Source organism: Nocardia sp. CA-145437, from assembly GCF_050956485.1.
In the GTDB taxonomy this organism is placed as follows: Bacteria; Actinomycetota; Actinomycetes; order Mycobacteriales; family Mycobacteriaceae; genus Nocardia.
Map to the genome: position 1 here is coordinate 4,542,798 of NZ_CP191204.1, position 26,086 is coordinate 4,568,883.

At 68.8% G+C, this 26,086-nt stretch carries 25 protein-coding genes; 9 read left to right on the forward strand and 16 right to left on the reverse strand.

All coding sequences use genetic code 11. The features are described 5' to 3' along the window. Positions 1-13 precede the first annotated feature (13 nt). A complete protein-coding gene (locus ACQPYY_RS21170; protein ID WP_433590695.1) occupies positions 14-1,234 on the reverse strand; it encodes an acetyl-CoA C-acetyltransferase in 1,221 nt (406 codons plus the stop codon). Positions 1,235-1,307: 73 nt separating this feature from the next. Further along, positions 1,308-3,110, reverse strand: coding sequence for an AMP-dependent synthetase/ligase (locus ACQPYY_RS21175; RefSeq protein ID WP_433594694.1), 1,803 nt, complete (start codon positions 3,108-3,110; stop codon positions 1,308-1,310). A gap of 141 nt (positions 3,111-3,251) precedes the next feature. On the opposite strand from ACQPYY_RS21175, the gene ACQPYY_RS21180 reads away from it, so the two are divergent. Beyond that, on the forward strand, positions 3,252-4,502 hold the full coding sequence (locus ACQPYY_RS21180; RefSeq protein WP_433590696.1) for a PucR family transcriptional regulator: 1,251 nt from the start codon (positions 3,252-3,254) through the stop codon (positions 4,500-4,502). A gap of 364 nt (positions 4,503-4,866) precedes the next feature. Here ACQPYY_RS21180 and ACQPYY_RS21185 read toward each other — a convergent pair whose 3' ends face one another. The 12 genes from ACQPYY_RS21185 to ACQPYY_RS21240 form a co-directional block, all read right to left on the reverse strand. Continuing rightward, the gene (locus ACQPYY_RS21185; protein WP_433590697.1) at positions 4,867-5,196 is read right to left on the reverse strand and encodes a hypothetical protein; all 330 of its coding nucleotides are present in this window, start codon (positions 5,194-5,196) and stop codon (positions 4,867-4,869) included. 111 nt (positions 5,197-5,307) lie between these two features. After that, entirely contained in the window at positions 5,308-6,108 is an 801-nt protein-coding gene (locus tag ACQPYY_RS21190; RefSeq protein WP_433590698.1) for a DUF4184 family protein, read from the reverse strand. Positions 6,109-6,577: 469 nt separating this feature from the next. After that, entirely contained in the window at positions 6,578-6,865 is a 288-nt protein-coding gene (locus ACQPYY_RS21195) for a hypothetical protein (RefSeq protein WP_379104429.1), read from the reverse strand. A 64-nt stretch (positions 6,866-6,929) separates the two neighbouring features. Then, positions 6,930-8,435 carry a hypothetical protein gene (locus ACQPYY_RS21200; protein ID WP_379104431.1) on the reverse strand — a complete coding sequence of 502 codons (1,506 nt, stop codon included), beginning with the start codon at positions 8,433-8,435 and terminating at the stop codon, positions 6,930-6,932. Positions 8,436-8,600: 165 nt separating this feature from the next. Beyond that, the gene (gene iolD, locus ACQPYY_RS21205; protein WP_433590699.1) at positions 8,601-10,451 is read right to left on the reverse strand and encodes a 3D-(3,5/4)-trihydroxycyclohexane-1,2-dione acylhydrolase (decyclizing); all 1,851 of its coding nucleotides are present in this window, start codon (positions 10,449-10,451) and stop codon (positions 8,601-8,603) included. After that, positions 10,448-11,338 carry a 5-deoxy-glucuronate isomerase gene (gene iolB, locus ACQPYY_RS21210; RefSeq protein WP_433590700.1) on the reverse strand — a complete coding sequence of 297 codons (891 nt, stop codon included), beginning with the start codon at positions 11,336-11,338 and terminating at the stop codon, positions 10,448-10,450. The genes iolD and iolB overlap by 4 nt, the downstream gene beginning before the upstream one ends. A gap of 85 nt (positions 11,339-11,423) precedes the next feature. Then, positions 11,424-12,317, reverse strand: a complete 894-nt coding sequence (locus ACQPYY_RS21215) for a Cgl0159 family (beta/alpha)8-fold protein (RefSeq protein ID WP_357277880.1) — start codon at positions 12,315-12,317, stop codon at positions 11,424-11,426. After that, positions 12,308-13,246, reverse strand: coding sequence for a 5-dehydro-2-deoxygluconokinase (iolC, locus tag ACQPYY_RS21220; protein WP_433590701.1), 939 nt, complete (start codon positions 13,244-13,246; stop codon positions 12,308-12,310). Before iolC ends, ACQPYY_RS21215 begins: the two co-directional genes overlap by 10 nt. After that, the gene (locus ACQPYY_RS21225) at positions 13,243-14,025 is read right to left on the reverse strand and encodes an ATP-binding cassette domain-containing protein (protein WP_433590702.1); all 783 of its coding nucleotides are present in this window, start codon (positions 14,023-14,025) and stop codon (positions 13,243-13,245) included. Before ACQPYY_RS21225 ends, iolC begins: the two co-directional genes overlap by 4 nt. Then, positions 14,022-15,080, reverse strand: coding sequence for an ABC transporter permease (locus tag ACQPYY_RS21230; RefSeq protein WP_433590703.1), 1,059 nt, complete (start codon positions 15,078-15,080; stop codon positions 14,022-14,024). The genes ACQPYY_RS21225 and ACQPYY_RS21230 overlap by 4 nt, the downstream gene beginning before the upstream one ends. A 20-nt stretch (positions 15,081-15,100) precedes the next feature. After that, a complete protein-coding gene (locus tag ACQPYY_RS21235) occupies positions 15,101-16,099 on the reverse strand; it encodes a sugar ABC transporter substrate-binding protein (RefSeq protein ID WP_433590704.1) in 999 nt (332 codons plus the stop codon). 16 nt (positions 16,100-16,115) lie between these two features. Continuing rightward, positions 16,116-17,027, reverse strand: a complete 912-nt coding sequence (locus ACQPYY_RS21240; protein WP_433590705.1) for a TIM barrel protein — start codon at positions 17,025-17,027, stop codon at positions 16,116-16,118. Between the two features lie 229 nt (positions 17,028-17,256). On the opposite strand from ACQPYY_RS21240, the gene ACQPYY_RS21245 reads away from it, so the two are divergent. From ACQPYY_RS21245 to ACQPYY_RS21255, 3 genes are all read left to right on the forward strand, one after another. Then, positions 17,257-18,261: a LacI family DNA-binding transcriptional regulator gene (locus ACQPYY_RS21245; protein ID WP_433590706.1), complete on the forward strand. Its 1,005-nt coding sequence runs from the start codon at positions 17,257-17,259 to the stop codon at positions 18,259-18,261. A gap of 30 nt (positions 18,262-18,291) precedes the next feature. Next, the gene (locus ACQPYY_RS21250) at positions 18,292-19,302 is read left to right on the forward strand and encodes a Gfo/Idh/MocA family protein (RefSeq protein ID WP_433590707.1); all 1,011 of its coding nucleotides are present in this window, start codon (positions 18,292-18,294) and stop codon (positions 19,300-19,302) included. A gap of 105 nt (positions 19,303-19,407) precedes the next feature. Then, positions 19,408-20,244: a hypothetical protein gene (locus tag ACQPYY_RS21255; protein ID WP_433590708.1), complete on the forward strand. Its 837-nt coding sequence runs from the start codon at positions 19,408-19,410 to the stop codon at positions 20,242-20,244. A gap of 10 nt (positions 20,245-20,254) precedes the next feature. Here the strand turns inward: ACQPYY_RS21255 and ACQPYY_RS21260 are convergent, their stop codons facing one another. Next, a complete protein-coding gene (locus ACQPYY_RS21260; protein WP_433594695.1) occupies positions 20,255-20,809 on the reverse strand; it encodes a LysE/ArgO family amino acid transporter in 555 nt (184 codons plus the stop codon). Positions 20,810-20,943: 134 nt separating this feature from the next. Here ACQPYY_RS21260 and ACQPYY_RS21265 point away from each other — a divergent pair, with 134 nt between their 5' ends. The 4 genes from ACQPYY_RS21265 (at position 20,944) to ACQPYY_RS21280 (ending at position 24,355) form a co-directional block, all read left to right on the forward strand. Then, entirely contained in the window at positions 20,944-21,840 is an 897-nt protein-coding gene (locus ACQPYY_RS21265; RefSeq protein WP_433590709.1) for a LysR family transcriptional regulator ArgP, read from the forward strand. 124 nt (positions 21,841-21,964) lie between these two features. Further along, positions 21,965-23,050 carry an S-(hydroxymethyl)mycothiol dehydrogenase gene (locus tag ACQPYY_RS21270; protein WP_357277906.1) on the forward strand — a complete coding sequence of 362 codons (1,086 nt, stop codon included), beginning with the start codon at positions 21,965-21,967 and terminating at the stop codon, positions 23,048-23,050. After that, positions 23,050-23,676, forward strand: coding sequence for an MBL fold metallo-hydrolase (locus ACQPYY_RS21275; RefSeq protein ID WP_379104462.1), 627 nt, complete (start codon positions 23,050-23,052; stop codon positions 23,674-23,676). Before ACQPYY_RS21270 ends, ACQPYY_RS21275 begins: the two co-directional genes overlap by 1 nt. 136 nt (positions 23,677-23,812) lie before the next feature. Then, positions 23,813-24,355, forward strand: coding sequence for a DUF4333 domain-containing protein (locus tag ACQPYY_RS21280; protein ID WP_433590710.1), 543 nt, complete (start codon positions 23,813-23,815; stop codon positions 24,353-24,355). 58 nt (positions 24,356-24,413) lie between these two features. On the opposite strand, the gene ACQPYY_RS21285 is transcribed toward ACQPYY_RS21280, so the two are convergent. Next, positions 24,414-25,502, reverse strand: a complete 1,089-nt coding sequence (locus tag ACQPYY_RS21285; RefSeq protein ID WP_433590711.1) for a carboxylate-amine ligase — start codon at positions 25,500-25,502, stop codon at positions 24,414-24,416. A gap of 116 nt (positions 25,503-25,618) precedes the next feature. On the opposite strand from ACQPYY_RS21285, the gene ACQPYY_RS21290 reads away from it, so the two are divergent. Beyond that, positions 25,619-25,954: a TfoX/Sxy family protein gene (locus ACQPYY_RS21290; RefSeq protein WP_357084480.1), complete on the forward strand. Its 336-nt coding sequence runs from the start codon at positions 25,619-25,621 to the stop codon at positions 25,952-25,954. Positions 25,955-26,086: the final 132 nt, after the last annotated feature.

A 26,086-nucleotide genomic window follows, 5' to 3' on the forward strand; every position in this document is an offset into this window, starting at 1 on the left:
TGGTGCGGGCGGATCAGCTCAGGCGCTCGACGATGGTGGCGATGCCGATGCCGCCGACCGCGCAGAGCGTGACCATGCCGTAGCGTTTGCCGGTGCGCTCGAGTTCGTCGATGACGGTGCCGAGCAGCATCCCGCCGGTCGCGCCCAGCGGGTGGCCCATGGCGATGGCGCCACCGTTGACGTTGATGCTGTCCACGTCGATGTCGAACTGCTGCGCGAAGGTCAGCACCACGGCCGCGAACGCCTCGTTGACCTCGATCAGGTCGATGTCGTCGATGCTCAGTCCGGCTTTGTTCAGCGCCTTGCGGCAGGCCGGGTAGGGGCCGGTAAATCCGATCGATGTGTCGGATCCGGTGACCGCGGTGGCCACGATCCGGGCGCGCGGTGTGAGCCCGAATTCCGCACCGACACGGGCGTTTCCGATGGCGAGCAGCGACGCGCCGTCCACGATGCCCGAAGAATTTCCCGCGGTGTGCACATGCTCGATGCGCTCGAGCTCGTGATAGCGCTGCAGGGCGACGGCGTCGAAGCCGCCGTGCTCACCGATCGCCGCGAACGACGGCCGCAGCGCGCCCAGCGACTCCACGCTGGCGTCCGGGCGGACCAGTTCGTCATGGTCGAGCACGACGACACCGTTGAGGTCGGCGACGGGCACCACGGAATCCTTGAACCGGCCTTCGGTCCACGCTCGGGCGGCGTTCTGATGCGAGCGCGCGGCGAAGGCGTCGAGATCGGTCCGGCTGAACCCGTACTTGGCGGCCAGCAGGTCCGAGGCCGGTCCTTGCGGAATGATCGGGGTGCGCTGATAGACATTGGGATCCGAGGCGACGACCATGCCACCGTCGGAGCCCATCGGAACCCGGGACATGGATTCGACGCCACCGGCGAAGATGAGGTCTTCCCAGCCCGAGGCGATCTTCTGGGCCGCGGTGTTGACCGCTTCGAGTCCCGAAGCGCAGTACCGGTTGAGCTGCACGCCCACCGCGGTCTCACCCAATCCCGCACGCAGTACCGCCATTTCGGCGATGCCGAAACCCTGCTCACCGACCGCGCTGACACAGCCCAGGATCACGTCGTCGATCCTGGCGGCGTCGATGCCCTCATTGCGCCGCAGCAGTTCCCGGATCAGGCCGGTGGCGAGCTCGACGGGCGCGATCGTGTACAGCCCACCGGTCGGCTTGCCCAGACCTCGCGGAGTGCGAATCGCGTCGTACACGAATGCTTCTGTCGTCATTGCTCTCTTTCTTCCGTTCTGTCGCTTCGACGCGACGGTTCATACGATGGGGAATGCCTGAGCGGCAGCGTGTTCAGGTCCGATAGCGCGTGTAGAGGCCATCGATCTCGCTCGCGTATTTCTCGGCGATGACGGCGCGGCGCAGCTTCATCGTCGGAGTGATCTCGTCGCTGCCGGGCGCCCAGAAAGCCGGCAGCACGGTGTAGGCCTTCACCTGCTCGACCCTGGAAAGTCGTGCGTTGGCGACGGCTACGGCTTCGTCGAGCCGACGGCGAACGACCGGATCGGCTGCCAGCACCTGCGGGGACCCCTCGACGCCGTGCTCGGCGGCGAACACGGCCGCAGCCTCGGGCTCGAGGGTGATCAGCGCGGTCACGTATTTGCGTCTGTCGCCGATGGCCACCACGGAACCGACCAGCGGGCTGGCCGCACGGATCGCGCTCTCGATATTGGTGGGCGACATGTTCTTGCCCGCGGAATTGATGATCAATTCCTTCTTGCGATCGACGATGCTGACATAACCGTCGGCATCGATGACCCCGACATCGCCGGTGTGCACCCAGCCGTCGGCGTCAACGGCTTCGGCGGTGCGGACCGGGTCGTTGCGGTACCTCCTCATCACTCCTGGAGTGCGGACCGCCAATTCACCGTCGTCGAGACAGCGAATGTCGACCCGGTTCAGCGCCGTGCCGACGCTGCCCACCCGCTGTGCGCCCGGACGATTGGACGTCGCCAGACCGATCTCGGACATCCCCCATGCCTCGGCTACCGGAATTCCCAGCGCCAGCAGGAATTCCAGCGTCTCCGGGGTGATCGGCGCGGCACCGGTGTAGGCAATGCTCGTCTGGTCCACACCGATTCGTTCCCGCAGCCGCGCCAGCACCAGGCGCTGGGCACACAGATACCGCAGCCGCAGGCCCAGGGAGATCGATCGGCCCGCGAGATCGGCGGCGACCTTGCGCCGGCCGACCTCGAGCGCCCACGCGGCCACCGCACCGCGGGGTCCGGTCTGCTCGGCGAGCGCGGTACGCACCGCCGCCTCGATCTTGTACCAGAGCATCGGCACGGTGATGAACACCGTCGGCCGCACCACCGGCAGAGCGGCCGCGAGGTTCTTGCCGTCGGCCACCGTGTACACCGCCGCACCGGTGACGGCGGGCATGTAGTGGGCGATCCACCGGTTGATGGCGTGCGCATCGGGAAGATAGGACACCACCCGCCCACCGCAACCCGCGGCGAACTCCGGGATCCCCAGCATCGCTTCGGTGCCGAACATGGCGTTGCGATGCGACATCTCCACGCCCTTCGGCGCCCCGGTGGTGCCGGAGGTGTAGATGATGGTGATCGGGTCATCGGCGTCGACCGCACGCCAACGGGACTCGAAATCGAACTGGGGATCGCCCAGGGCTTCGAGTTCGGCGAGCGTCATGGTGCCCGCCGGGGCGTCATCGAGGCAGATCACGTGCTCGACCCGGCCGCCTTCTTTGGCTTCGAGCACGCGTGCCAGGAACTGTGCCTCGCACACGACGGTGCGATTGCCCGCATTGGCGAACAGGTAGGCGATCTGCGCCGGGGCGTTGGTGTTGTAGACCGAGAAGGGGATCGCGCCCAGGTGATACGCGGCGGTATCGATCAGATGGAACTCGGGGCGGTTGGTGAGCATGATCGCGACCGTGTCTCCGCGTCCGACACCGAGGGCCGCCAGCCCGGCGGCGAGCCGGCGTACTCGAGCACCGTATTCACCCCACGTCAACGCGGTCGTGCCGTCGAGTGTGCGCACCGCGAGATCGCCGGGTCGAGTCGCGCAGGTGTGCTGGAACAGCTCGCACAGCGACTTCGCCTGCGTCAGCCGCGAAAGGGTGTCTGTAGTGCTCATGACGGTCAGTGTGCTGTCATGCGCGTATTGGCCGCTTGTACCGTGGATCACAAAGCGACCGGCCGCGATTGTGCCGCCGCCGCAGTCTGTACTGTGCCACCGCTGCCATCCGTACATCGACGTACACCGGGAGAAATTGATATGCGTCAACCCCGTGACCTCGTTGCGGAGGCCAAAGCCTGGTTCGAATCCTTCGCCAACCGTGAGGTGGCCGAGCCGGAGTTGAGCGTCCTGTCCGGGCGAATGATCGACGCCATCGCCGCCGATGTGCCCGAGATCGGATCAGACGCCGCGCTCCGGCAGGAGCTTCGGGTCGCGGTGCACGACGGAGTCGGTGCGTACTTCAGCCAGGGGCCGCACGAACGTCCCGGCGATATCCACCTGCCCAACGCCGCCAAGGCCCTGGGCCGCGCACTGGCCCAGCGCGGCTACGACATCGCGCTGCTGCAACGCTGCTACCGGACCCTGCAGCGCATCAGCTGGGCCGAGATCATGACCTCCGCCTGCCGTGAGATCACCGATCCGGAGTTGTTGCCGGTAGCGCTGGATCTCCAGTGGGATCACTTGAGCCGCACCATATCCGGCGCTACCGAACGCGCCGAAATGGCGTTTCTGGACGAGACGCGGCGGCAAGCGAGCAGCGCGCTGACCCGCAGGCGCGAGCTCGTCGAGGCAATCCTGCACGAGGACCGGGTCGATATCGAACGCAGCACACGGCAACTCGGGCACAACCTCTACATCCAGCAGACCGGCCTGATCCTGTGGACTCTGGACCCCACCGACGACTCCTCCGCGATGCTGGAGACGCTGGCCGTCGACATCGCGACCGCCCTCGGCGCGCCACGTCCGCTGATGCTGCCCGCCGGCGGCCGGATGCTCTGGGCCTGGCTGGCCACACCGGAAGTGCCCGATCTCCGGAAGATCGCTCGACTGAAGGCATTTCAGCAGCGTCAACCGATCGTTCAGTTGGCCGCCGGAGTCCCCGCGGCCGGAGTGGACGGATTCCGCGTCAGCCACCAGGAGGCCCTGCGGGCCTACCGGATCGCCGCGGAGACCGAGCCCGCACCGGTCACCCTGTACCGCGATGTCGAACTCGTCAGCTGCCTGGCCGCCGACATCGCCGCACTGTCGCGGATGGTGCACCGTGAACTGGGCGGCCTCGCGGCGCGGGGCGAGGCTACCGCACGGCTGCGCGATACCGCCCTCGTCTACCTCGAACAAGGGAGTATGGCCAAGGCCGCCGAGTCGCTGGGCGTGCACAAGAACACCGTGCTCTACCGGATGCAGCAGGTCGAGGAATTACTGCCCCAGCCACTCGACGAACACAGGATGCCCTTGGAGGTAGCTCTCCGCGTCGTCGCCACCCTGGGTGAGCGGGTGCTCCCAGACTGAACAGCGGAATCACCACCGCCTGAATGGCCAGTGCGGCGACACCGGCCAGCAACGCGACCGCCGCCCACCGCGCCGCTATGCCTCTCTCTCGATCCTCCATGAAACAGCCCCCAAACGCGCGAAACTTAAAAGGAACGCTAACGATCCCCAACGTGGCCGTTCACGCGCAGCAACTTCCGAATGCACTCAATTCCGCGGCCGCTCAATCTCGCACTATCGCAGTGAAATCGGCAAAAGGTGGCCCGACCGATGCTTGTAGTGCGAGCTATAGCCGGTCGTCAGGAACTCGGCACCACGGCAGGTCGGATGCCTGGTTGGCCGGCTCCGATTCGGGGCGGCCCCGCCACCGCCTACATCATCACCGTCAGCCCGCCGTGACCGGAACGAGTACATCTGCCCGGACGTCGAACACGAAGGGAAGGCCGCCGCGGCTGATCGTCCACCACGCGCGGACCGTGGCGATGTCGCCGTCGACCGCGTCGATCGCGCATTGAATGCTGGTCGGGCGTGGGTAAGTCGATGTCGGCAACAGGTCTGCGCCGAAGATGGCGCACTTGTCGACCAGCCAGTGCGGGCGACCGTGGGCATCGACGAACTCGACGAGGACCAGCCCTGGCTGCGGATCATTGGTGAGCCAGATGGCAGCGGTCGCCGGCAGTTGGCATTCGTCGCCCACGGCCCACTTCGATGTCATGGCAGGACCATATCGCCGCCGCCGTACACACGCGATCCGTCGAGCGCATCGACCGCGTCAGTGATCGCAGACCCCCGGGCGGCATCCACGCCATGGGTGCGGGGTCGGCATCTACAAGATCGAGAAAGGGACGGTGTCGGTGTCTGCGAGGTCGTTCTTGCGGGGTTCCCGGTCAAACAGGCGAATCGACACTGCGCCCGCAAGCAACGACAGCGCCCCGACATAGAGCAAGCGGACTCCCACCACGAACGGCTGAAATGCCAAGGGCATCAGGGGAAGAAGCGACAAACTGAGCGCGGCAACGAGTCCGGCCGCCAGCCAGAACCGCTTCGGCGCGCGCCGGGACGGCGGTGGGTCACCGTGCCAGGCCCGCAGCAGTCCGCGGCGACCGATGTAGTAGAACAAGCCGACCGCGAGTGCCCCGCCGACGAAGGTCGATGTTTGCTGCAGCAGGTACCACCATGGCCTGCCGAGCGGGCCCGGCTGCAAGAGCACGGGGAATGTGGCGACTCCCCAGCCATGCCCACCGGCCGGATCATGCGTGAATCCGTCCCAGAAGATATGGGTCACCGCGCCGAGCAGAATCGAGTAGCCCGTGACATACCACCGATATCGCACAGCACCGAGAACGCCGTAAGCGGGCAGGTCGAAGGCCCCGAGCCGGGGCAGATGGGCGGCGATATCCGCGGCACCCCAACGAATTACCCACGTCGCGACGATTCCCATCGGCAGACACCACCACAGCAGCGCAAGAAGTGTGTGCGTCTCCGGCATCGAAAAGAATCCGGCCACCGGATACGAGGCATCCGGAACCGCCGCACCGACCACCAACGCGACACCATCCAGATGACGCGGCCATCGGATCTTCAACGGGATTACTGCCAACGCATGCGACGGAAAGGTAAGCGGCACGGCCCAGTCTATCCACTGCCGTTTCAACCCGTTCGGGGGACACGGCCACTAACGCCGTCGAATCTCGATGTCGGTTATGGCGATTCACGCGTGGCGAAATCAGCTCCGCCTGTAACGGGTGATGCCTGCCCGGCGACTGATCCATGAAGGCTCCGGGGCGGTAGGGAGCGGACATGCCTGACGTATCCGGACTGTTGGCGCGGTCGGCGTGGGAGCTGTGGCCAAGCCTCATACGACCGATCTTGGGGATTACCGCAGCGGTATTGCTGATCATTGCCGGCGTCGTGTTGTATCCCGACGATCCCTCGCCCGGGCCGGCCGGAAGCCGCATGGTATTCCCGGTTGTGATCAAACCCCTGCCCCAGGAATCCCCACCGACCACGGTTCCGGTCAGCGGGCCTGCCACACCGCCGAAATGAATTCGGCTGGCGACCCGCCCGCCGAAGGCGGTCGGTCTCGGTCGCGGATGTCAGTCGAACACCACACCGCGTAAACGAGCGGTGTATTGGGCTGCCCGCTCCATTGCGTCACCGGCAGCGTCCAGCTCGATCAGCGCTTCCTCCAACACTTCCCGGGCGCCGGCGACACAGTAGCCGGGAGTCGTCAGTGCCCCGGTGCCGACAGTGTCGATGATCAGGCCGGACTCCGGTAGAGCCGCGTATCCGTCGGACAGTTCCGCGACCGCGCGGCGCAGCTCGCTCAGCTGCGCCAGCAGGTGTCCGCGCCTACCTTCGAGCTCGATCGGATCTGCCACCATGCGTCACAGTCTGCCCCAATATGAGAACGTCGGCAGCTCACGTCGGAGGAAGCATTGAGCTCGTTCACGATTCGGTGGCGTTGCGGAAGTAGAGGGTGTTGGTGCCGTGGGCGGAGAGGGGGCCTGCTTCGGCGGCTTGGCGGATGCCGCTGCCAGGGAGGCAGGTGAGTTTGGTGAACATGGTGGTGTTGCCGAAGGCGGAGCGGACCTGGGTTTCGGAGGCGTAGTCGGCGCCGTAGTCGGAGAGGGCCTTGAAGTCCAAGGGGGCCAACGGCTTTTCCAGGGGGATTTGGGCGGCGGGGAGGCCCAGGCAGGCGTATTGGGTGGCGGCGCCGCCCTCGTACCAGCACAGTTCGTAGGACATTTGCTCGGTGGTGGTGACGCTGACGACCGGCCATTCCTGGGAGAGGCGCAGGGCGAGGGGGTGGCGGCCGACGGGGGCCACTTCCCAATTCAGGCTTTTGACCGAGACCCAGTGTTCGGAGACCTTCTCGATGAGGACGACGTCCTCGCCGAGGCGTTCGGCGCGGTTGGGTTCGGGTTCGGGTGTGCTCCAGTGCTTCTGGTCGACGCCCAGGTAGGCGGAGCTCTGGACCGGTTCGGCGCCGTCGGCGGTGTAGGCGGCGAGGATGGCGGCGCGGACCAGGGTGACGGCGTTGCGGGAAGAGCAGCGGACGCCGAGGGCGCCGAAGGCGGTGCTGATCTCGACCGGTTTGGAGGGCTGGTCGGGCAGGGCGCCCGCGGCGAGCGGTTTGAGGCCGACCAGGGCCAGCTGCCAGTTGATCTCCTCGATGGTCGCCAGGTCACCGGCCGTCTGGTAGAGGATCTGCTGCTGGGTCAGGTAGCCGGCGCGCTCGAGGGTGGCGCATTCGAGTTTGCGCAGGGCGGTGACGGTCTTGCCGGTGAATCCGATGTCCTCGACCCGGATTTCGCGCAACCGCTGCGTCATGCCCGCGGAGGTGACCTTGGCGTAGCACTCGCGGTACATGGCCAGGGCCTGCTTGCGCTGACGACCCACCATGAGGGTGCGCAGCAGCGTGTTCAACGTCGCCAGATAGCGGTTGGCCTGGTCCGGATCGGCGGCGAAGAGGCTCGCACGGATACGGACCGCGTCCTCGCCCGCCGCGACGGCGGCCTTGGGGTCGAGCCGGCACAACCACACGCTGCACTTGGACAACGCGTCGGCCGACGCACCCGCGGCGAGGGGATAGGTCTGCGCCACATGCCGATACGCCTGACAGGCGTTGCGGATGGTGGAGGTGGCCAGCTCACGGTGGCCGATCGTGCGGGCGGCCTGCTCGAACAGGCGCAGCGCCTCGGTCACCTCGGCGGCGAACGGTGCGGTCACATGTCCGGAGGTGAGCCAGCGCAGCCGGAGGAGCACCGCCTCCTGCGCGGGCTCCAGCGCCGACGCGGACCGATCCCGCGATTCCGGATCGGACTTGGTCGCCATCAACGCCCGGGCCAGCTCGCACAGCGACGTGGCCAGGGCCAGCTCCGCCTCGAGCGTCCGATCCCGTGCTGCCCCGCGATCCACGGCCACTTGCCGCTCGATGGCGCTGAGATCCATTGCGACCTTCAAACTCCCGTACCCCGTACTGCCTCGATCAATACAACCGTTGATCGCCCATCGACCGACCGCGTGTTTGCGCCGAGTCTGCCATAGATCGCGCGCGCGGGTCGGGCGTCCGCCGGTATGCCCGGATTTCGGGCGACCGGCGCGTCGCGCCCGCGATCAGGCCGGATGGGTGTAGCGCAGCTGCCCGGGCTTCACGCGGTCGTACTCGGCGCGGCCCGAGAGATGGTGAGGCACACCGACTTCCCACCACGCACCGGCTTCGGTCCAGGTGGACGGCTGGGTGCGGACGACGACGACGGCGGGCCGGGACTCGGTTCGGGCGGCCGCCCTGGCGGCGGCGTAGGCGTCGCGGAAGTCGCCGAGTTCGACGGCGGTGAACACCGAACAGCCCAGCGCACGCGCGTGCGCGGCGAAGTCCACGCGCGGCGGGGTGGCGTGCGTGGTGCGGCAGTCGGCGTAGAAGTTGTTGAACGCCGTGCCGCCCTGGCCTTCCTGCAAACGGGCGATCACCGCGTACCCGTCGTTGTCGCACACCACCGCGACGAACGGGTGACCGGCGAAAGCGGCCGAGAACAGTTCGGAGTTGAGCATGAGGTAGGAGCCGTCGCCGAGCAGGGTGGTGACCAGGCCTCCGGCGTCGGTGCGCGCGAGCGCCGCGCCCCAAGCTCCGGCGAGCTCGTATCCCATGCAGGAGAACCCGTATTCGACGTCCATCGTCGGCAGCCCACCGGGCGCGCGCCAGCCGCCGATGAGTTCGCCGGGCAGGCCGCCGGAGGCGGTCATGACGTAGTCCGACGCCTCACTGAGTTCGTTCACCACGCCGACGATCTGCGCGTAGCTGGGCGTCCCGGGCGTGGGCGCGCGCAGTTTGTCGATGTGCGCGTCCCAGTCCGATCGGACCGCCTCGGCGCGCGCGGTCCAGCCGGGATCGGCAGACCACTCCCCCAGTTCGGGTCCGAGATCACGCAGCGTCACGTCGGCATCCCCGACCACCGCCAGCGCCCCGTGCTTGACCGCGTCGAATCGCGCCGTATTGATGTGCACGAGACGGACTTCCGGCGCGAACACCGTCCACGACGCGGTGGTGAAGTCCTGCAGACGCGTGCCGACGGCCAGCACCACGTCCGCCGCCGCGGCCAGCGCATTCGCCGAGGCCGCGCCCGTGATTCCGAGCGGACCGGCGAACAGCGGATGGTCATGCATTACCAGCGTGCGCCCGGCGGTGGTCTCGGTCACCGGAATACCGTGCCGCTCAGCGAATTCCAGCGCCTGGCCACCCGCGCCCGAATATCGCACCCCACCGCCGAGCACCAGCAGCGGACGGTGCGCGTCCCGCAGCACGCGCGCGGCCTCGGTGACCGCGCGCCGATCGGGCCGCGGGCGCGGAACATGGTGCACCACGGGCTCGAAGAGCGCGTCCGGGAAGTCGTAGGTCTCGGCCTGCACATCCTGCGGCAGAGCCAGTACCACCGGCCCGGCGTCGGCGGGATCGGTGAGCACCCGCGCCACCTGCGGCAGCGTCGCGATCAGCTGCTCGGGCCGGGTGATCCTGTCGAAGTAGCGGCTCACCGGCCGGAACGCGTCGTTCACCGTGACGGTCGGATCGCCGAAACGCTCCACCTGCTGCAACACCGGATCGGAGGCCCGGCTGACGAAGGTGTCGCCGGGCAGCAGCAGCACCGGCAGCCGATTCGCGTGCGCCACACCGGCGGCCGTCACCATGTTCAGCGCACCCGGCCCGATCGACGAGGTCGCGACCCCGACCTGCCGCCGCTGCGTGGCCTTGGCCAGCCCGACCGCCGCCAACGCCATGCCCTCCTCGGTGTGCCCGCGCCACAGCGGCAACGCGTCACGATACTCGGCCAGCGCCGTGCCCAGGCCCAGCACATTGCCGTGCCCGAAGATGCCGAAAGCCGCCGGGAACAGCGGCACTTCGACACCTTCGAGGGTTTCCGAGCGCTGGGCGACGAGCCAGGCCACCAGCGCCTGCGCGGTCGTGAGCTTCATCCGAGCCGTCCTTCGTGGGAGGTGACCGGGCACCGCGGGTCCGCCGCTTCCGACGCCCAGCCCGCCCGCACCCAGGCGTGCCCGGGGTCGTCGCAGAAGGCCATGGACCGTTCGGGCGCGGGACCGGCCAGCACGTTCAGGTAGTACATGGGGTAGCCGGGCGCGGCCACGCAGGGACCGTGATAGCCGTGCGGCACGAGGAAGACGTCGCCGTCACGGACGGCCACGTTCTCGTCGAGGGCGCCGTCCGGGGTGTAGGTGCGGTGGAACCCGAAACCTTCCGGGCTCGTGGTGATTCCGTCGCGCCCCGCGATACGGAAGTAGTAGATCTCCTCGTTGACGACCTCGCACTCGGAGGCTTCGTCGTGCTTGTGCGGCGGATACGAGGACCAGTTCCCGTCCGGGGTGATCAGTTCGCAGGCGTTGAGCTTGTCGGCGTGATCCCACGCGCCGGGCGTCCCGAAGTTGGTCACCTGGCGGGTAGCGTGACCAGCGCCGCGCACCTCGACCGGAACCCGCTCGGCCGGAACGTATTTCGGCTCCAGCCGCCTGCTGCACCGAGCCATCGGCAGCGCGACCTCCAGACCGTCCGTCGTGGACAGCTCGACCTCGGCGTCGCGCGGCACATACGCGAAGTCGGTCACCCGCGTGAACACCGAATCCCGCCCGGCGAGTTCGAAGGTCATCCCGTCCACCCGCACCGTGCACGCCCCGGACAGCGGCAGCACGAAGGCCTCGAACTCCCCGGTGGCGATCACCCGCCGCTCCCCCGCCGCCAGACGCAACACCCGCAGCCCGGCGTAGGACCACCCCGCGACCTCGGGGGTCACCAGCACGGGATCGCTGCCGTCGGCCAGCGTTCCGGCCCGGCGATGCAGTCGCGTCATCTCCGCCCCGCCCTCGCGCCGCCGATCGCATCGACCGGTACGCCGTCACCGGCTGCGCGCCATGGCATTGCCCAGCGCCGATCGCTCATCGCGCCGCCTCCAGCACGCGCGCCGCCGCCCGCACCGCGCCCGCGACGTCCCCGTCGGGCGGATAGAGCAGGCTGCGGCCGACCACCAGCCCGCGCGCGACATCGTGACGCAGCGCCGCGGCCCAGGAGGCGAGGTCGGACTCGGGATCATCCGAGGGCGCGCCTCCGAGCACGAGAACGGGCAAGGTGGTGGCGTCGAGCACCGAGACATCGTCGGGTGCGGGAATCTTCAGCCACGTGTACGCGGAGGTGACCCCGAGTCCGGAGGCGACCGTGATCGCACGTTGCAGGGAGGCCGAATCCTTGTGCATGGCCAGCGCGCCGCTGTGATCGCGGGCGTACGGCAGCGGCTCGACCATGGCCATGAGCCCGTGCTCGGCCAGTTCGGATACCGCACGGGCGCACGCTTCCAGGGTCGGGATGGTGCCGGGATCCGAATCCACCAGGCGCAAAAGCATTTTCCCGCCGTCGAGGCGGTACTTCACCAAGGATTCGGCGTCGTATCCGGTGAATCGGTCGTCGATCTCCCAGTCCGCTCCGGCCAGCCCGCCCCGGTTCATGGAGCCGATGACGATCTTGTCGTGGACGGCGTCGAGCAGCAGCAGCTCTTCCACGATGTCGGGTGATCCGAGCACCCCGTCCACGGCCGGGTCGGCCAAGGCGATGAGCAGTCGTTCCAGCAGGGTACGGCGGTCGGCCATGGCGGTGCGGTCCGCGCCGACGCCCAGCGCGCCCCGAGCCGGATGGTCGGCGGCGACCAGGAACAGGGTCCCGGTGCCCGACAGCAGGTTCGGGCGGCGACGCCGGTCGGCGTAGGCGCGGCGGATGGCCTCGGGGTCGGTGGCGCGGGTGCGCAGCAGGTCGTACCAGCGCGCGTCGTTCAGGTGCACAGCATCTCCTCGATCTCGGCAGCGGTCGGCATGGCGTCCGCGCAGGCCAGCCGGGACGCCACCAGCGCGCCCGCGACATTGGCGTAGGCGGCGACCCGGTGCGGGTCCCAGCCCGCGAGCAGCCCGTGGATCAGCGCTCCCCCGAAGCCGTCGCCCGCTCCGAGGCCGCACAGCACCCGCACCGGGCACGGCGGCACCGTCCAGCGCTCGGATTCGGTGGCGATGAGCACGCCCTCCGCGCCGCGCTTCACCACGGCCAGCCGCACCCCGCGCGCCAGCAGCCGGTCGGCGGCCTCGTCGGGATCGGCGGTGCCGACCGCCACCTGCACCTCGGTCCGATTGCCCACCACCACGTTCACGTGATCGACCATCCAGCCGATCTCGGCGCGCGCGGTGTCCACGTCGGGCCAGAACATGGGCCGATAGTCGAGGTCCAGCACGGTGTGCCCGCGCCGGTTCCGGCGTTCGAGGATCGCGCGCTGGGTGGTGCGGCCGGGTTCGGCGCTGACGCCGGTGCCGGTCACCCACAGCAGCGGCACGGAATCCACGACGTCCCAGGGGATCTCGTCCTCGGTGAGGGTGAGGTCCGGTGCGATGGGCGACCGATAGAACAGGAGCGGCGGGTCCGCGGGCGGGTTCAGCTCGCAGAACACCACCGGCGTCTGGAGCCCCGCCGCCGTCCCGACATACCGGGACGCGACCCCGAACCCCTCCAGCGCGTCACGGACGAAGTCGCCGAACCCGTCCGGCCCGACCTTGGTCAGCACCGCGGTCCGCCGCCCCAGCCGGGCGGCGGCCACCGCCACATTGGTGGCGGTGCCGCCGAGGAACTTGGCGAAGGTCCGCACCTGTGCGAGCGGCACCCCGCTCTGTTCGGGATACAGGTCGACGCCGACCCGGCCGATCGTCAGGGCCTCCAGCTCGATCACGGCACCACCCGCTCCAATTCGTGTTGCAGCGCCTCGAGTTCGGCGCCGCCCGCCATCAACCGGGTCAGCTCGGTGAGGTCGATCTGCGACTTCTCGTAACCGCCCAGCGCGGACCCGCGTTTGAGCAGCAGGAACCGATCCCCGACCGGGTAGGCGTGATGCGGATTGTGGGTGATCAGCACGACCCCCAGCCCACGGTCGCGGGCCTGCACCACGTACCGCAGCACCACCCCGGCCTGCTTCACGCCCAGCGCCGCGGTCGGCTCGTCGAGGATCAGCACCTTGGCCCCGTAGTGCACCGCGCGGGCGATGGCCACGCACTGCCGCTGACCGCCGGAGAGCGTGCCCACCGGCTGTTCCAGGTCGGGAATGTCGATCCCCATGTCCGCCAGCCCTTTTCGGGCGATGTCCTGAGCGCGTTTACGGTCCAGCAGCTCGAACGGCCCGTAGCGTTTGACCGGTTCGGAGCCGAGCACGAAATTGCGCCACACACTCATCAGCGGCACGACCGCCAGATCCTGGTACACGGTGGCGATGCCGAGGTCCAAAGCCTCACGGGGCGAGGACAATCGCAGCTCGCGGCCCTCGATCCGCAGTTCCCCGCTGTCGTGCTGGTGCACGCCCGCCAGAATCTTGATCAGCGTCGACTTGCCCGCGCCGTTGTCGCCCAGCACGCAGGTGACCTCGCCCGCGTTCACCACCGTCGACACCTCGCGCAGCGCGACCACGCCGCCGTAACTCTTTCCGATGCCGACGGTTTCGATCAATGGCACGGTCATCGGCGTACCCTTTCGGCTCGCTTCTTGAATGCGTTGTTGACCAGCACCGCCGAGAACAGCAGCACGCCGAGAAACAACATGAACCAGTCGCTGTTCCAGCCCGCCAGCACGATGCCCTGCCGCGCCATGCCGAAGATGAGCGCGCCCACGGCCGCGCCCACCACCGAGCCGAAACCACCGGTGAGCAGGCAGCCTCCGATCACTGCGGCAATGATGTACTGGAACTCCAGACCCACCCCCTGATTGGCCTGCACGCTGGCGAACCGCAGCAGGTTGCACGCGCCCACGATCCAGCCCGCGAACGCGGTGGTCATGAACAGCAGGATCTTGGTGCGGGTGGCGGGCACGCCGACCGCGCGGGCGGTGGGCAACGAGCCGCCGACCGCGAAGATCCAATTCCCGAACCGGGTGCGGGTCAGCACGATCGCCGCGACCACGGTCACCACGATCCACCACACCACCGACGCCTGGATACTGGCGCTACCGATCTTGGTGGTGGAGGCGAAAACCCACCCGGCGGACTGATATCCGTCCGCCGATCGCACCCCCGACACCTGCACGGTGCCGGTGGCCCAGCGGGTCACGCCGAGATTCAGGCCCTGCAACGCCAGGAAGGTGCCCAGCGTGACGATGAAGCTCGGCAGCCCGGTGCGCATCACCACCCAGCCGTTGAGCGCCCCCACCGCGAGCGCGAACGCCAGCGACACCGCCAGCGCGAACCACACGTTCCAGCCCGCGTGCACCGCGAGCAGCCCGGTGATCAGCGCGGTGGAGGCGGTCATCACGCCGGTGGACAGGTCGAACTCCCCGCCGATCATGAGCAGCGCGACGGCCACCGCCATGATGCCGAGCGTGGAGGCGTCGTCCAGCCACGTCGAAATGCCCAGGGGTTTCAGGAATTTGGTGGTGACGATGGTGAAGAACACGAACACCACCACCGCGCCCAGCAGCGCGCCCACCTCGGGACGGGCCACCAGCCGGTTGAGGATGGCGAGCCGATCGGGCGGGGCCACCGCGGTCCGCGCGGTCTCGGATGTCGTTGTCGTCGTAGTCATGTCGGCGTCTCCCGGCCCGTTCACCGCGTGCCCTGGCCGACCAGCGCGGCGACGGCATCGACGGTGGTCTTGTCCACGAACGCCGGCCCGGTCTGCACCGGATCCCGGCCGCCCACGGTATTGAGGTTCGACTTGTACAGCGTCAGCATGACCACGGGCAGATAGCCCTGCTCGTACTGCTGCTGGTCCACCGCGAACAAGAGGTTTCCGGCCCGGATCGCGCTCACCACATCGGAATTCAGGTCGAAGGTGGCGACCGTCGTGGTCGCCGACGACTCCTTCACCGCGTCCACCGCGCGGGCCGCGATCTGCGAGTTCAACGTCAGCACCGCGTCGATGGAACGATCGGCTTCGAGCGCGCCTTTGATGCGCGACTGCACATCGGTCGGATTGTTGATGTCGACCTGCAGCGTGGTGGCCGACCCGAAGCCCTGGATCGCGCCCGCGCAACGCTCATTGGCCCCGACATTGCCAGCCTCGTGAATCACGCACAGCATCTTGTGCTTTCCGGCGTCCGCGAGGCGCTTGCCCGCGGCCTCACCGGCCTGGCGCTCACTTTGGCCGACATGGCCGATCGCCCCGAACGTCGCGCTCTCGGCCTCACCGGAGTTGATGGTCACCACGGGAATGCCCGCGGCCACCGCCTTCTCCACGGAGGGCCGCAGCGCGTCCGGATTGGCCATGGACACCACCAGTCCGTCGACGCCCTGCGCGACGGCGTTGTCGATCAGCTTGGCCTGCTGGGTCGGATCGCCCGCCGAGTTGTACTCGACCCGGATGCCGAGATCCTTCCCGGCGGCCTCCGCGCCGTTCTTCACCACGTTCCAGAAGGCGTCACCGGGCGAGCCGTGCGTCACCACCGCCACCGATCGCACGGTTCCGACCGTGACGGGCGCCGCGCCGGGACCGGTGGCGTCGGTACCCGGGCCGCTACAGGCGGCGAGCACGGCCGCGGCGGCCAGCCACGGCATCAGGCGCAGCCGGCGGGGACGGCGGGGACGGGAGAATGCGGACATCATCGTCGTCACCTCCCCACTAGATCCGAGCCGAGGCGAGACCGGCGGCGATCTCGGCCAGGTGCCGCAGACTCCGGCGCGCGGCCGCCGTCGGGACCTCGGCGGTCTCGCCGGGGCGCAGCGCGGTGTCCTGCTCGATCACGTACCAGCCGCGATAACCGCCGGCGTGCGCCTCACGGACCAGGGTGGTGATATCGACATCGCCCGCCCCGAGCGGAACGTAGAGACCGTGCCTGACCGCCTCGCTGTATTCGACTGTGCCGCCGCGCACTTCGGCGGCCATCGCCTCGCGGACGTCCTTGAGGTGAATGTGCCCGATGCGATCGGGGTGGCGGCGGGCCAGTTCGACCGGGTCGGCGCCGCCGATGAGCAGGTGCCCGGTGTCGAGGCAGAGGTCCAGATCGGAGTCGGCGAGAAAGCGTTCCACCTCGGCGGACGTCTCGACATGCGTGCCCACGTGCGGGTGCAGCACCGGGCGCAGGCCGTGTTCGACGACGATGTCACCGACGGCGGCCGCGGTGTCGAGGAGTGTGCGCCACTCGCGATCGTCGAGGGGTGTGCGAGCGTCGTAGCCGTGCTCCCCGGTCGCCGCGGCCAGCACCAGCACCTCGGCCCCGGCGGCCTCGAACCGTGCGGCGGCCGAGCGCACGATATCCAGGGCGCGACTCGGTTCGCGATGCAGGGTGAGGGCGAGGAAGCCGCCAACCGGCGCAATACCGTAGTCGCGCAGGGTCTTCCGTAGTTCGAGCGGATCGTCGGGTAGGTATCCGGGCGGCCCGAATTCGGCGGCGGACAGGCCGAGGCCCGAGATCTGCGCCAGGACGGTGGCCGGGTCGAGGACGTGCCCCCAGCCGGGGACCTCGCAGACTCCCCAGGAGATCGGCGCGGCGGCGATTCGTAATGGACGCAAGGGATGGAGCGGTTCGGTCATCGGCACTTCCCAGACCCGTCGTTGGCCATCGTGAGGCTCGCTATTGGAGCGCTCCAACAATGTAACCCGGCTCACTCCGGTGTCAAGATCCCGACATGCGCCGAAAAGTAGTGGGCACGCTCGGAAAACACTGCCTTGCAGGGGGAATCACGAGAACTGTCGGTGACTGAAAAGTCCGATTAGAGCGCTCCATTGCCCCGGGCCGCGGCCACGCGGTAGCGTGCGTCGCATGACCCGACCCACCATGGAGGATGTCGCCGCCCGCGCCGGCGTCTCCCGGGCCCTGGTGTCGCTGGTCATGCGCAACTCCCCCAAGGTCAGCGCCCACCGCCGCGACGCGGTGCTGGCGGCCGCGGCCGAACTCGGCTACCAGCCGCACGCCATGGCCCGCTCGCTGGCCAGCCGCACGTCCAACATCGTCGGCGTCATGGTGTCCGACCTGCGCAATCCCTTCTTCGCCGATGTGGTCGAGGGGATGGACCAGGCGGCCGAGGAGGACGGGCTCGAGCTCATCCTCAATACCGGCCGCCGCAGCGCGGGCCGCGAACGCGCCGCCCTGGAGAGCCTGCTCGCCTTCCGCCCGGGCGGGGTGATCCTGCTGTCACCGGTGCTGCCCGCCGCCGCCATCCGCGACGCGGCCGCACGCTGCCCGGTGGTGCTGGTCTCGCGTACCTCCACCAGCACAGCGGTCGACACCGTCAACGACGACGGCGAACTCGGCGCGGCGCTGGCGGTGGATCACCTTGTCGCACTGGGCCATCGGCGCATCGTGCACCTCGACGGCGGCGCGGCCTTCGCCGCCCCGCCGCGCCGCAAGGGCTACACCGCCGCCATGGCCCGCTACGGCCTCGAACCCATGGTGATCCCGAGCGAGCACACCGACACCGCGGGCGCGGGCGCCGTCCGCACACTACTGAACATCTTCTCGCCCAGCACCTTTCCCACCGCACTGGTGTGCGGCAACGATTTCAACGCCGTGGGCGCGGCCGCCGCGCTCGACCAGGCGGGTCTGCGTGTGCCCGAGGACGTGTCGATCGTCGGCTACGACAACACCTCGCTCGCGGCGCTGCGGCACGTCGCGCTCACCACCATCGACCAGCCGCGCAACCGCATCGGGCGACTGGCCGTCGCGGCACTGACCGAACGCCTGCGCGACGGCCGCACCGAGCCGGTGCGCCAGCGCCTCGAGCCGTCCCTGGTCGTCCGCTCGACCACCGCACCACCCCGAGTCTGACCCCGCACCGCGACTGACAGGAGCTTCGCCATGTCCCCGATCACTGTGGGCCTCGCCGGCACCGGCCGCATCGGAACCTCCCACGCCGAGACCCTCGCGACCCTGCCCGGCGTGGCCCGGGTCATCGTCACCGACGCCGACGCCGAACGCGCCCGCGCCACCGCCGACAAGCTCGGGCTGGAGTACGCGCCCGACATCGACGCACTGTTCGACGCCGGGATCGACGGCCTGGTCGTGGCCACCGCCACCGACTCGCATCCGGCCCTGATCACCGCCGCCGTCGACCGCGGCATCCCGGTCTTCTGTGAGAAACCCATCGCCGCCGACATTCTGGGCACGCTGCGGGTGGTCGAACGCCTCGAGCGCTCCGAGGTCCCGGTCCAGATCGGCTTCCAGCGGCGCTTCGACGCCGGCTACCGGGCCGCCCGCGCGGCCATCGCCGCCGGGGATCTGGGCTGGATCCACACGCTGCGGGCCACCACCCTGGACCCCGCGCCCCCGCCCGCGGACTACATTCCGCGCTCGGGCGGGCTGTTCCGCGATTGCGGCGTCCACGATTTCGACATCATCCGCTGGGTCACCGGGCGCGAGGTGGTGGAGGTCTTCGCGACCGGCGCCAACCGCGGGGAGGCGTTCTTCGCCGAGTCCGGTGATGTCGACACCGCCGCGGTGGTGCTGCGCCTCGACGACGGCTGCCTGGCCAATGTCTCGCTCAGCCGCTACAACGGCGCGGGCTACGACGTGCGGCTGGAAGTGCTCGGTTCGACCGGCAACGCCATCGTCGGCCTCGACGAGCGCGCGCCGCTGCATTCGGTGGAACCCGGCTACCCGCCCTCGGCGCTGCCGGTCTATCCGGGCTTCATGGACCGCTTCCACGCCGCCTACGTCGAGGAACTCGCCACCTTCGTGGGCGTGGTCGACGGGCGGCTGGCCAATCCGTGCCCGCCCGCGGACGCCCTGGAAGCGTTCTACATCGCCGAGGCCTGCGAACTGTCCCGCCACCAGGGCAGACCGGTCCGGCTGGCCGACATTCGACGCTGACCGGCCCCCGCCGTGGAAACTCCGGCTACCGCCCGGCGGCATCCCCGTATAACTTCTTTGTTTGCCCGGTGAGAACAGCGGGACCACCGAGCGAGAGTTATTGGGATGAACGGCAATTCGATACCACCCGGCTATGATCCGCACGACGAGTTGTGGACGCAGGACACCGTGGTCTTCGAGGCCGTGCACGACGGCCCCGATCAGCCGTCCGGTGGCCGCTCCGGCGGCCTCGCGGCCCTGCTGGGCGGCTCATCAGCCACGCGGTACGCGATCATCGGCCTGACGGCGACCATCGCGGTGTCCCTGGTGGCCATCGTGATCCTGCTCGTCTCCGGGCACAGCGGCTGGGAAGCCGCACCGAACGCCACCAAGGGCCCGGGCCCGACGCGGGTCCTGGTCACGACCTCGGCGCGGCCCACCACGACCACCGCGGCCGAGCAGGCCGACGTCACGACCGCGCCCGAGCGGACCACGACGACCACGACGACGAGCTCGACCACGACCACCACCACGACCTCGACGACGACCACCACGGTCAGTCCGGTCGTCGGCATCCAGATGCCCTGCGAGCAGGTCGGCATGACCGCCACGACCTCCGATGGCACCGTCCTGACCTGCGACGCGACCGGCGGGGCGAACCCGCACTGGCTGCCCATCACCCGGCCGGCGCTCGGATCCCCGTGCAATGCGGGCGAAGCCGGCAGCTTCGCCTACAGCAGCGGCGGCAGCCAGCTGGTCTGCACCCGCCGCCCCGGCGGCAGCTCGACCCCGTCGTACGTGTGGGACAGCCCCGGGACCCTGACCACCGGCAAGCACGAGCCCGGCCAGGTCTGCAATCTCAAGAAGGACGGCATCGCCCAGTCCTCGAGCGGCCGGGCCGTCTACTGCCTGCCCGCCGACAACAGCAACAGCCCGATCGGGGTGTGGAAGCAGGTGTACTGACCGCCGTCGGTCAGCTCATCAGCAAACCGACGGCAAGCCCGGTCATCACGAGCGCGATCAGCGAGTCCAGCACCCGCCACGCCTTCGGCTTAGCGAAGACCGGGGCCAGCAGGCGCGCGCCGAAACCCAGCGACAGGAACCAGATCAGGCTGCCCGCGATGGCGCCCGCGGTCAGGAACCAGCGGTCCGGGGTGGCGTAGGTATTGGCGAACGAGCCCAGCAGCACCACCGTGTCCAGGTAGGCGTGCGGGTTGAGCCAGGTGACGGCCAGGCAGGTGGCGATGGCCGCGCTCAGCGCGATCGGGGCGCCGCCGCCCGCCGACAGCGCCGACGCGGACAGCGCGCGCTTGGCGGCGAGCGCGGCGTAGCCCAGCAGGAAGGCCGCGCCCGCGTACTTCGCGACGGTCATCACCATCGGCGCGGAGTTCACGATCGCGCCGAAGCCCGCGACGCCGAGCGTCATGAGCACCACATCGGAGCCGATGCACACCGCGACCACCGGCAGGACGTGTTCGCCGCGGATCCCTTGTCGCAGGACGAAGGCGTTCTGCGCACCGATCGCCATGATGAGGGAGAGTCCGAAGCCGAGTCCTGAGATGGCCGCCAGGGCCGCCGATGATGCGTTCACCCTTCGAAAGTAGGCAACCGTCCAGCACCAGGCCAGCTAAAGATTCTGAGGTGCCATTAGAATCTCTTACCGTGGATCTGCAGCTCGACCAACTGCGCGCCCTCGACGCGGTCATCGGAGAAGGTACCTTCGACGCGGCCGCCCGCAAACTCAACGTCACACCCTCGGCTATCAGCCAGCGCATCAAGGCGCTCGAGGACGCGGCGGGCCGCATCCTGGTGCAACGCACCAAACCGGTGCAGCCCACCGAATCCGGGCTGGCCGTACTGCGCCTGGCCCGGCAGATCCAGCTGCTCACCGGCGACACCGCCCGCGAACTCGGCGAGGCGCATCAGCCCGCCGATCGGCCGGTGGTCATTCCCATCGCCGTGAACGCCGATTCACTGCACACCTGGGTGGTGGCCGCGCTCGGCCGCGCCAACGCGATCCAGCCCGGCGCGACGGGGCTCTCGTTCGAGATCCATCGCGAGGACGAGGAGCACACCACCCGCTTGCTGCGCGACGGCACCGTGATGGCGGCCATCACCTCCACCGCCGCGCCCGTGCAGGGCTGCACCGTGCGCCGTCTGGGAGCCATGCGCTACCGCCCGATGGCCCATCCCGAGTTCGCCCGCACCTGGTTTCCCGACGGCGCGAATGCGAAGGCGTTCGCACACGCGCCCGTGGTGCTCTTCGACCGCAAGGACGATCTGCAGTTCCGCCTGGTGCGCCACTACACTCGCAAGCCGGTGGATCCGCCGCGTCATTACATCCCGTCCTCGGCCGCGTTCAACGACGCCGTGCGCGCGGGACTGGGCTGGGGCATGATCCCCGACCTGATGATTCGTCCCGAGGACGGCCTGGTTCCACTGGACGACAAGGTTTTCGTGGACGTGCCGCTGTACTGGCAGCAATGGCGACTGGATTCACCCGCCCTGACAGTCGTCGCCGCGACCATAGCCGAGGCCGCGGAGCAATCGCTGCTGTGATAGGACACTGTTCTTGTGATCGGACACAAGGGGATTCATTGTGCGTGACCCGGGGTAATAGATGACGTGGGCGGAACCGGATGCAATAGTCGAAGGCATTGCGTTTAGCCAGGAAGGAATTTCGTTGTCCCAAATTGTGCGCGGCGTTGTCGCTCGCTCCAAGAACGCGCCCGTCGAAGTCACCGAGATCGTGATCCCGGACCCGGGTCCCGGCGAGGCCGTGGTCCGGGTGCAGGCCTGCGGCGTCTGCCACACCGACCTGCACTACCGCGAGGGCGGCATCAACGACGAATTCCCGTTCCTGCTAGGGCACGAGGCCGCCGGCATCGTGGAATCGGTGGGCGAAGGCGTCACCGATGTGGAGCCCGGCGATTTCGTCATCCTGAACTGGCGCGCGGTCTGCGGTTCGTGCCGGGCCTGCCGGAAGGGCAAGCCCCAGTACTGTTTCGACACCTTCAATGCCGCCCAGCCGATGACGCTGACCGACGGCACCCCGCTCACCCCGGCCCTGGGCATCGGCGCGTTCGCCGAGAAGACCCTGGTTCACGCGGGGCAGTGCACGAAGGTGGACCCGAGCGTGTCCCCCGCCGCCGCGGGCCTGCTGGGCTGCGGCGTGATGGCGGGCCTGGGCGCGGCCATCAATACCGGCGGCGTGAGCCGCGGTGACTCGGTCGCGGTCATCGGCTGCGGCGGTGTCGGCAATGCCGCGATCGCGGGCGCCAAGCTGGCGGGCGCGACCACCATCATCGCGGTCGACATCGACGAGCGGAAGCTGGAGTGGGCCACCGGTTTCGGGGCCACCCACACCGTCAACGCCGCCAAAGAGGATGCGGTGGAACGGGTTCAGGAACTCACCGACAGCTTCGGCGCGGACGTGGTGATCGACGCCGTGGGCCGCCCGGAGACCTGGAAGCAGGCGTTCTACGCGCGCGATCTGGCCGGCACCGTGGTGCTGGTCGGGGTGCCGACCCCGGACATGACGCTCGAGATGCCGCTCATCGACTTCTTCTCGCGCGGTGGGTCGTTGAAGTCCTCGTGGTACGGCGACTGCCTGCCCTCGCGCGACTTCCCGTACCTGATCGAGCTCTACAAGCAGGGCCGTCTGGACCTGGACGGGTTCGTCTCGGAGACCATCGCGCTCGACGAGGTGGAGGCCGCCTTCACCAAGATGCATCACGGTGACGTGCTGCGCTCGGTGGTGGTGTTCTGATGGCGCACATCGACCACGCGGTGACCGTCGGCACCTTCTCCCTCGACGGCGAGACCTTCGACGTCGACAACAATGTGTGGGTGGTGGGCGACGATCTCGAGTGCGTCGTCATCGACGCCCCGCACAATGTCGAGGCCATTCTCGACGTGATCGGCACCCGCGAGGTGAAGGCCATCCTGGTCACCCACGCGCACGACGACCATGTCCGGGTCGCCCCCGAATTGGCCAGGGCCACCGGCGCTCCGATCCTCATGCACCCCGAGGACCTGGTGCTGTGGCAGCAGACCCACCCGCAGGTCAGCCCCGACGGCGAACTGGCGGACAAGCAGATCATCGCGGTCGGCGGCACCGAGCTGCACGTGCTGCACACGCCGGGCCACGCTCCGGGTTCGGTCTGCTTCTACTCCCCCGACCTGGGTGCGGTGTTCACCGGTGACACGCTGTTCCACGGCGGTCCGGGTGCGACGGGCCGGTCGTACTCCGATTTCGGCACCATCGTGGAGTCGATCGCGGACCGGCTGCTGACCCTGCCGCCGGAGACCCTGGTGCACACCGGCCACGGCGAATCCACCACCATCGGCGCGGAACTCCCGCAGCTGGAGGAGTGGCGCGCCCGGGTCGGCTGACCCTTCGGCAGTGATCCGGGCCGGTCGCCGCACAGACCGGACCGGATCACTGCCCGAGCCCCTAATCCGCCCCCAATGCGGCGGAGCGCTTCTCGTTTTCACGATTTCCCGGACGAATCCGCGCCTAGAGTTGTCCATGAGAAAACTGACAGCCGTGCTGGCGCTGACCTCCCTGCCCCTGCTCGCGGTGGGCTGTTCCGTGTCCACCGGTTCCTCGTCCGTGAACAAGAGCGATGTCCAGGCCAAGGCCTCGAGCTTCTACCAGGACAAAGCGCACGAGGATGCGAAATCGGTGTCGTGCGACGGAAGTCTGGCCGCGAAGGTCGACGCCACCCAGACCTGCACCGCCACCGCGGCCGACGGCCAGAACTGGGTGATCGACACCAAGGTCACCAAGGTCGACGGCAGCGACGTCTACTACGACCTGACCTTCGCCGACGCCTACGTCGCCCCCGACGACGTAGCCGCCACCATCGCCGACACCTACCGCCAGAAGTTCGGCATGTCCCCCCAGACCTCCACCTGCAACGGCCTGCTGCGCGGCGCCACCGGCGCCTCCATTCGCTGCGTCGTGACCGAGAACGACGGCACCCGCTGGGGTTTCACCGCCAAGACCACCAATGTGGAAGGCACCAAGGTCAACTACGACATGATCGTCGACGACCAGCCCCTCCCGTAAACCCCGAAATCCGAATCGATCCCAGCCCCGGTACCCGAACGCCGGCCGTCCGTCGGGTCTACCGGCATGTGTACAACGTCGCGTCGGCGAGTTCGGCTACCACGTCCGCGATGTCGCCACGGGCGCGAAAGGCGTTGAGCTGCCGACGCGCTCCGTTGCCGCGGGACAGGAGGGCGGCGATCGCGTCGGTGACGAAGGGGAGGTCTCCCAGGTTTTCCAGGGCGGGCTGGATGAGTGCGACGAAGTGGTCGAGTAGTTCGGGGACCCGGATCGGGCCGCCGGTGACGGGGTCGATCACGATGCCGTCCAGGCCTTCGTGCGCGGCGCGCCAATAGGCCGCGCGGAGTGCGGGTTCCGGGACCGGAGGCCCGAATTCGGCGGTGCGGGCGGTCATGGCGGCGGCGCGGACCAGGGTCGCCAGGAGGGCGGATTCCTCGACGGTGGCGGGGACGTCGCTGACTCGCACCTCGACCGTCGGGAACGTGCAGGAGGGGCGGACGTCCCAGTAGATCATCTTGCGGTCGAGGATCACGCCGAGCGCCAGCATCGATTCCACGGCCGCCTCGTACTCCGCGACCGACGCGAAGTAGGGCGGCGGACCGGCGCTGGGCCAGCGCCGCCACATGATGTTGCGCCAGCTGGCGTAGCCGGTTTCGCAGCCGCGGTAGATGGCGGAGTTGGCGGTGAGGGCGAGCAGTACCGGCAGCCAGGGGCGGAGGAAGTTGCTGACCCGCAGGGCTTCGACGAGGCCGGGGACGGCGACGTGCACGTGGCAGCCGCACAGGCCCTGTTCGCGGGCGAGCCTGCCGAATCGTTCGGCGATGCGGCTGTAGCGCGGCGTGCCGGTGATGGCGAGCTCCTCGGGCACCGAGGGCGGTACCGCGGCGGCCAGGAGCAGGGCGTCGTTCTTCTCGGCGCAGGCGGCCGCGCCGCGCCGGAGTTCCCGCAGTTCCCGGAGCAGGTCGTCGGTGGTGGTGTGCACGCGGGTGCTGGTCTCGACCTGGCAGCGCATGATTTCCAGTTGCAGGTCCATGCCGAGGTCCGCCGCGGTCCGGGCGACGTCGGCATTCCTGCCGACCGGCGCGCCGGTGCGCGGATCCACGAGGAGGAACTCCTCTTCGACACCGACCGTAGGCGGGGCTTCCACATCGGGTGGATACCTCCCCACCGCGGGTCCACACCTGGCGGAGCGGTCTCTCCGGGTCACCCCTACCAGTGTCCAGGACGCCCGGGATTGTCGGTGGGCGGGGTCACACTGTCCTCATGGCATACGACGAGGAGCTGGCCGACCGGATCCGCGACGCGCTCGGCCCCGAGGTGGCCCACGTGGTCGAGAAGAAGATGTTCGGCGGCCTGGCGTTTCTGGTGGGCGGCAATATGGCCGTCGCGGCCAGCGGCAAGGGCGGGCTGCTGGTGCGCGCCGACCCGGACACCGCCGGGGACCTGCTGCGGGCCGGTGCGGTCGAGCCGATGGAGATGGGCGGCAAGAAGATGACCGGGTGGCTACGCGTCACCGCCGAGACGGTCACCGACGACGACGCGCTCGACGAGTGGGTGCGCCTCGGGGTCGGCTACGCCAAGACGCTGCCGCCGAAATAGCACAGGGGCAAACATGTGCCCCGTGGCACAGCGTGAACACCGATGTGTCCGGCTTCACCCAATTGTGAGCTGCCACAACGGGTTCGCCGCGACTTGTCATGCCGTCTTTACACCGCACCACAGTGCGGAAAC

What these genes read in the sequence shown, in the direction of transcription:
- ACQPYY_RS21195 (WP_379104429.1), bottom strand. Translation starts at nt 6,865, where the DNA reads ATGGTGGCAGATCCGATCGAGCTCGAAGGTAGGCGCGGACACCTGCTG.
- ACQPYY_RS21170 (WP_433590695.1), bottom strand. Translation starts at nt 1,234, where the DNA reads ATGACGACAGAAGCATTCGTGTACGACGCGATTCGCACTCCGCGAGGT.
- ACQPYY_RS21200 (WP_379104431.1), bottom strand. Translation starts at nt 8,435, where the DNA reads ATGGATCTCAGCGCCATCGAGCGGCAAGTGGCCGTGGATCGCGGGGCA.
- ACQPYY_RS21290 (WP_357084480.1), top strand. Translation starts at nt 25,619, where the DNA reads ATGGCATACGACGAGGAGCTGGCCGACCGGATCCGCGACGCGCTCGGC.
- ACQPYY_RS21255 (WP_433590708.1), top strand. Translation starts at nt 19,408, where the DNA reads ATGAACGGCAATTCGATACCACCCGGCTATGATCCGCACGACGAGTTG.
- iolB (WP_433590700.1), bottom strand. Translation starts at nt 11,338, where the DNA reads ATGACGCGACTGCATCGCCGGGCCGGAACGCTGGCCGACGGCAGCGAT.
- ACQPYY_RS21240 (WP_433590705.1), bottom strand. Translation starts at nt 17,027, where the DNA reads ATGACCGAACCGCTCCATCCCTTGCGTCCATTACGAATCGCCGCCGCG.
- ACQPYY_RS21230 (WP_433590703.1), bottom strand. Translation starts at nt 15,080, where the DNA reads ATGACTACGACGACAACGACATCCGAGACCGCGCGGACCGCGGTGGCC.
- iolD (WP_433590699.1), bottom strand. Translation starts at nt 10,451, where the DNA reads ATGAAGCTCACGACCGCGCAGGCGCTGGTGGCCTGGCTCGTCGCCCAG.
- ACQPYY_RS21175 (WP_433594694.1), bottom strand. Translation starts at nt 3,110, where the DNA reads ATGAGCACTACAGACACCCTTTCGCGGCTGACGCAGGCGAAGTCGCTG.
- ACQPYY_RS21225 (WP_433590702.1), bottom strand. Translation starts at nt 14,025, where the DNA reads ATGACCGTGCCATTGATCGAAACCGTCGGCATCGGAAAGAGTTACGGC.
- ACQPYY_RS21260 (WP_433594695.1), bottom strand. Translation starts at nt 20,809, where the DNA reads ATGGCGATCGGTGCGCAGAACGCCTTCGTCCTGCGACAAGGGATCCGC.
- ACQPYY_RS21180 (WP_433590696.1), top strand. Translation starts at nt 3,252, where the DNA reads ATGCGTCAACCCCGTGACCTCGTTGCGGAGGCCAAAGCCTGGTTCGAA.
- ACQPYY_RS21250 (WP_433590707.1), top strand. Translation starts at nt 18,292, where the DNA reads ATGTCCCCGATCACTGTGGGCCTCGCCGGCACCGGCCGCATCGGAACC.
- ACQPYY_RS21275 (WP_379104462.1), top strand. Translation starts at nt 23,050, where the DNA reads ATGGCGCACATCGACCACGCGGTGACCGTCGGCACCTTCTCCCTCGAC.
- ACQPYY_RS21235 (WP_433590704.1), bottom strand. Translation starts at nt 16,099, where the DNA reads ATGATGTCCGCATTCTCCCGTCCCCGCCGTCCCCGCCGGCTGCGCCTG.
- ACQPYY_RS21185 (WP_433590697.1), bottom strand. Translation starts at nt 5,196, where the DNA reads ATGACATCGAAGTGGGCCGTGGGCGACGAATGCCAACTGCCGGCGACC.
- ACQPYY_RS21245 (WP_433590706.1), top strand. Translation starts at nt 17,257, where the DNA reads ATGACCCGACCCACCATGGAGGATGTCGCCGCCCGCGCCGGCGTCTCC.
- ACQPYY_RS21280 (WP_433590710.1), top strand. Translation starts at nt 23,813, where the DNA reads ATGAGAAAACTGACAGCCGTGCTGGCGCTGACCTCCCTGCCCCTGCTC.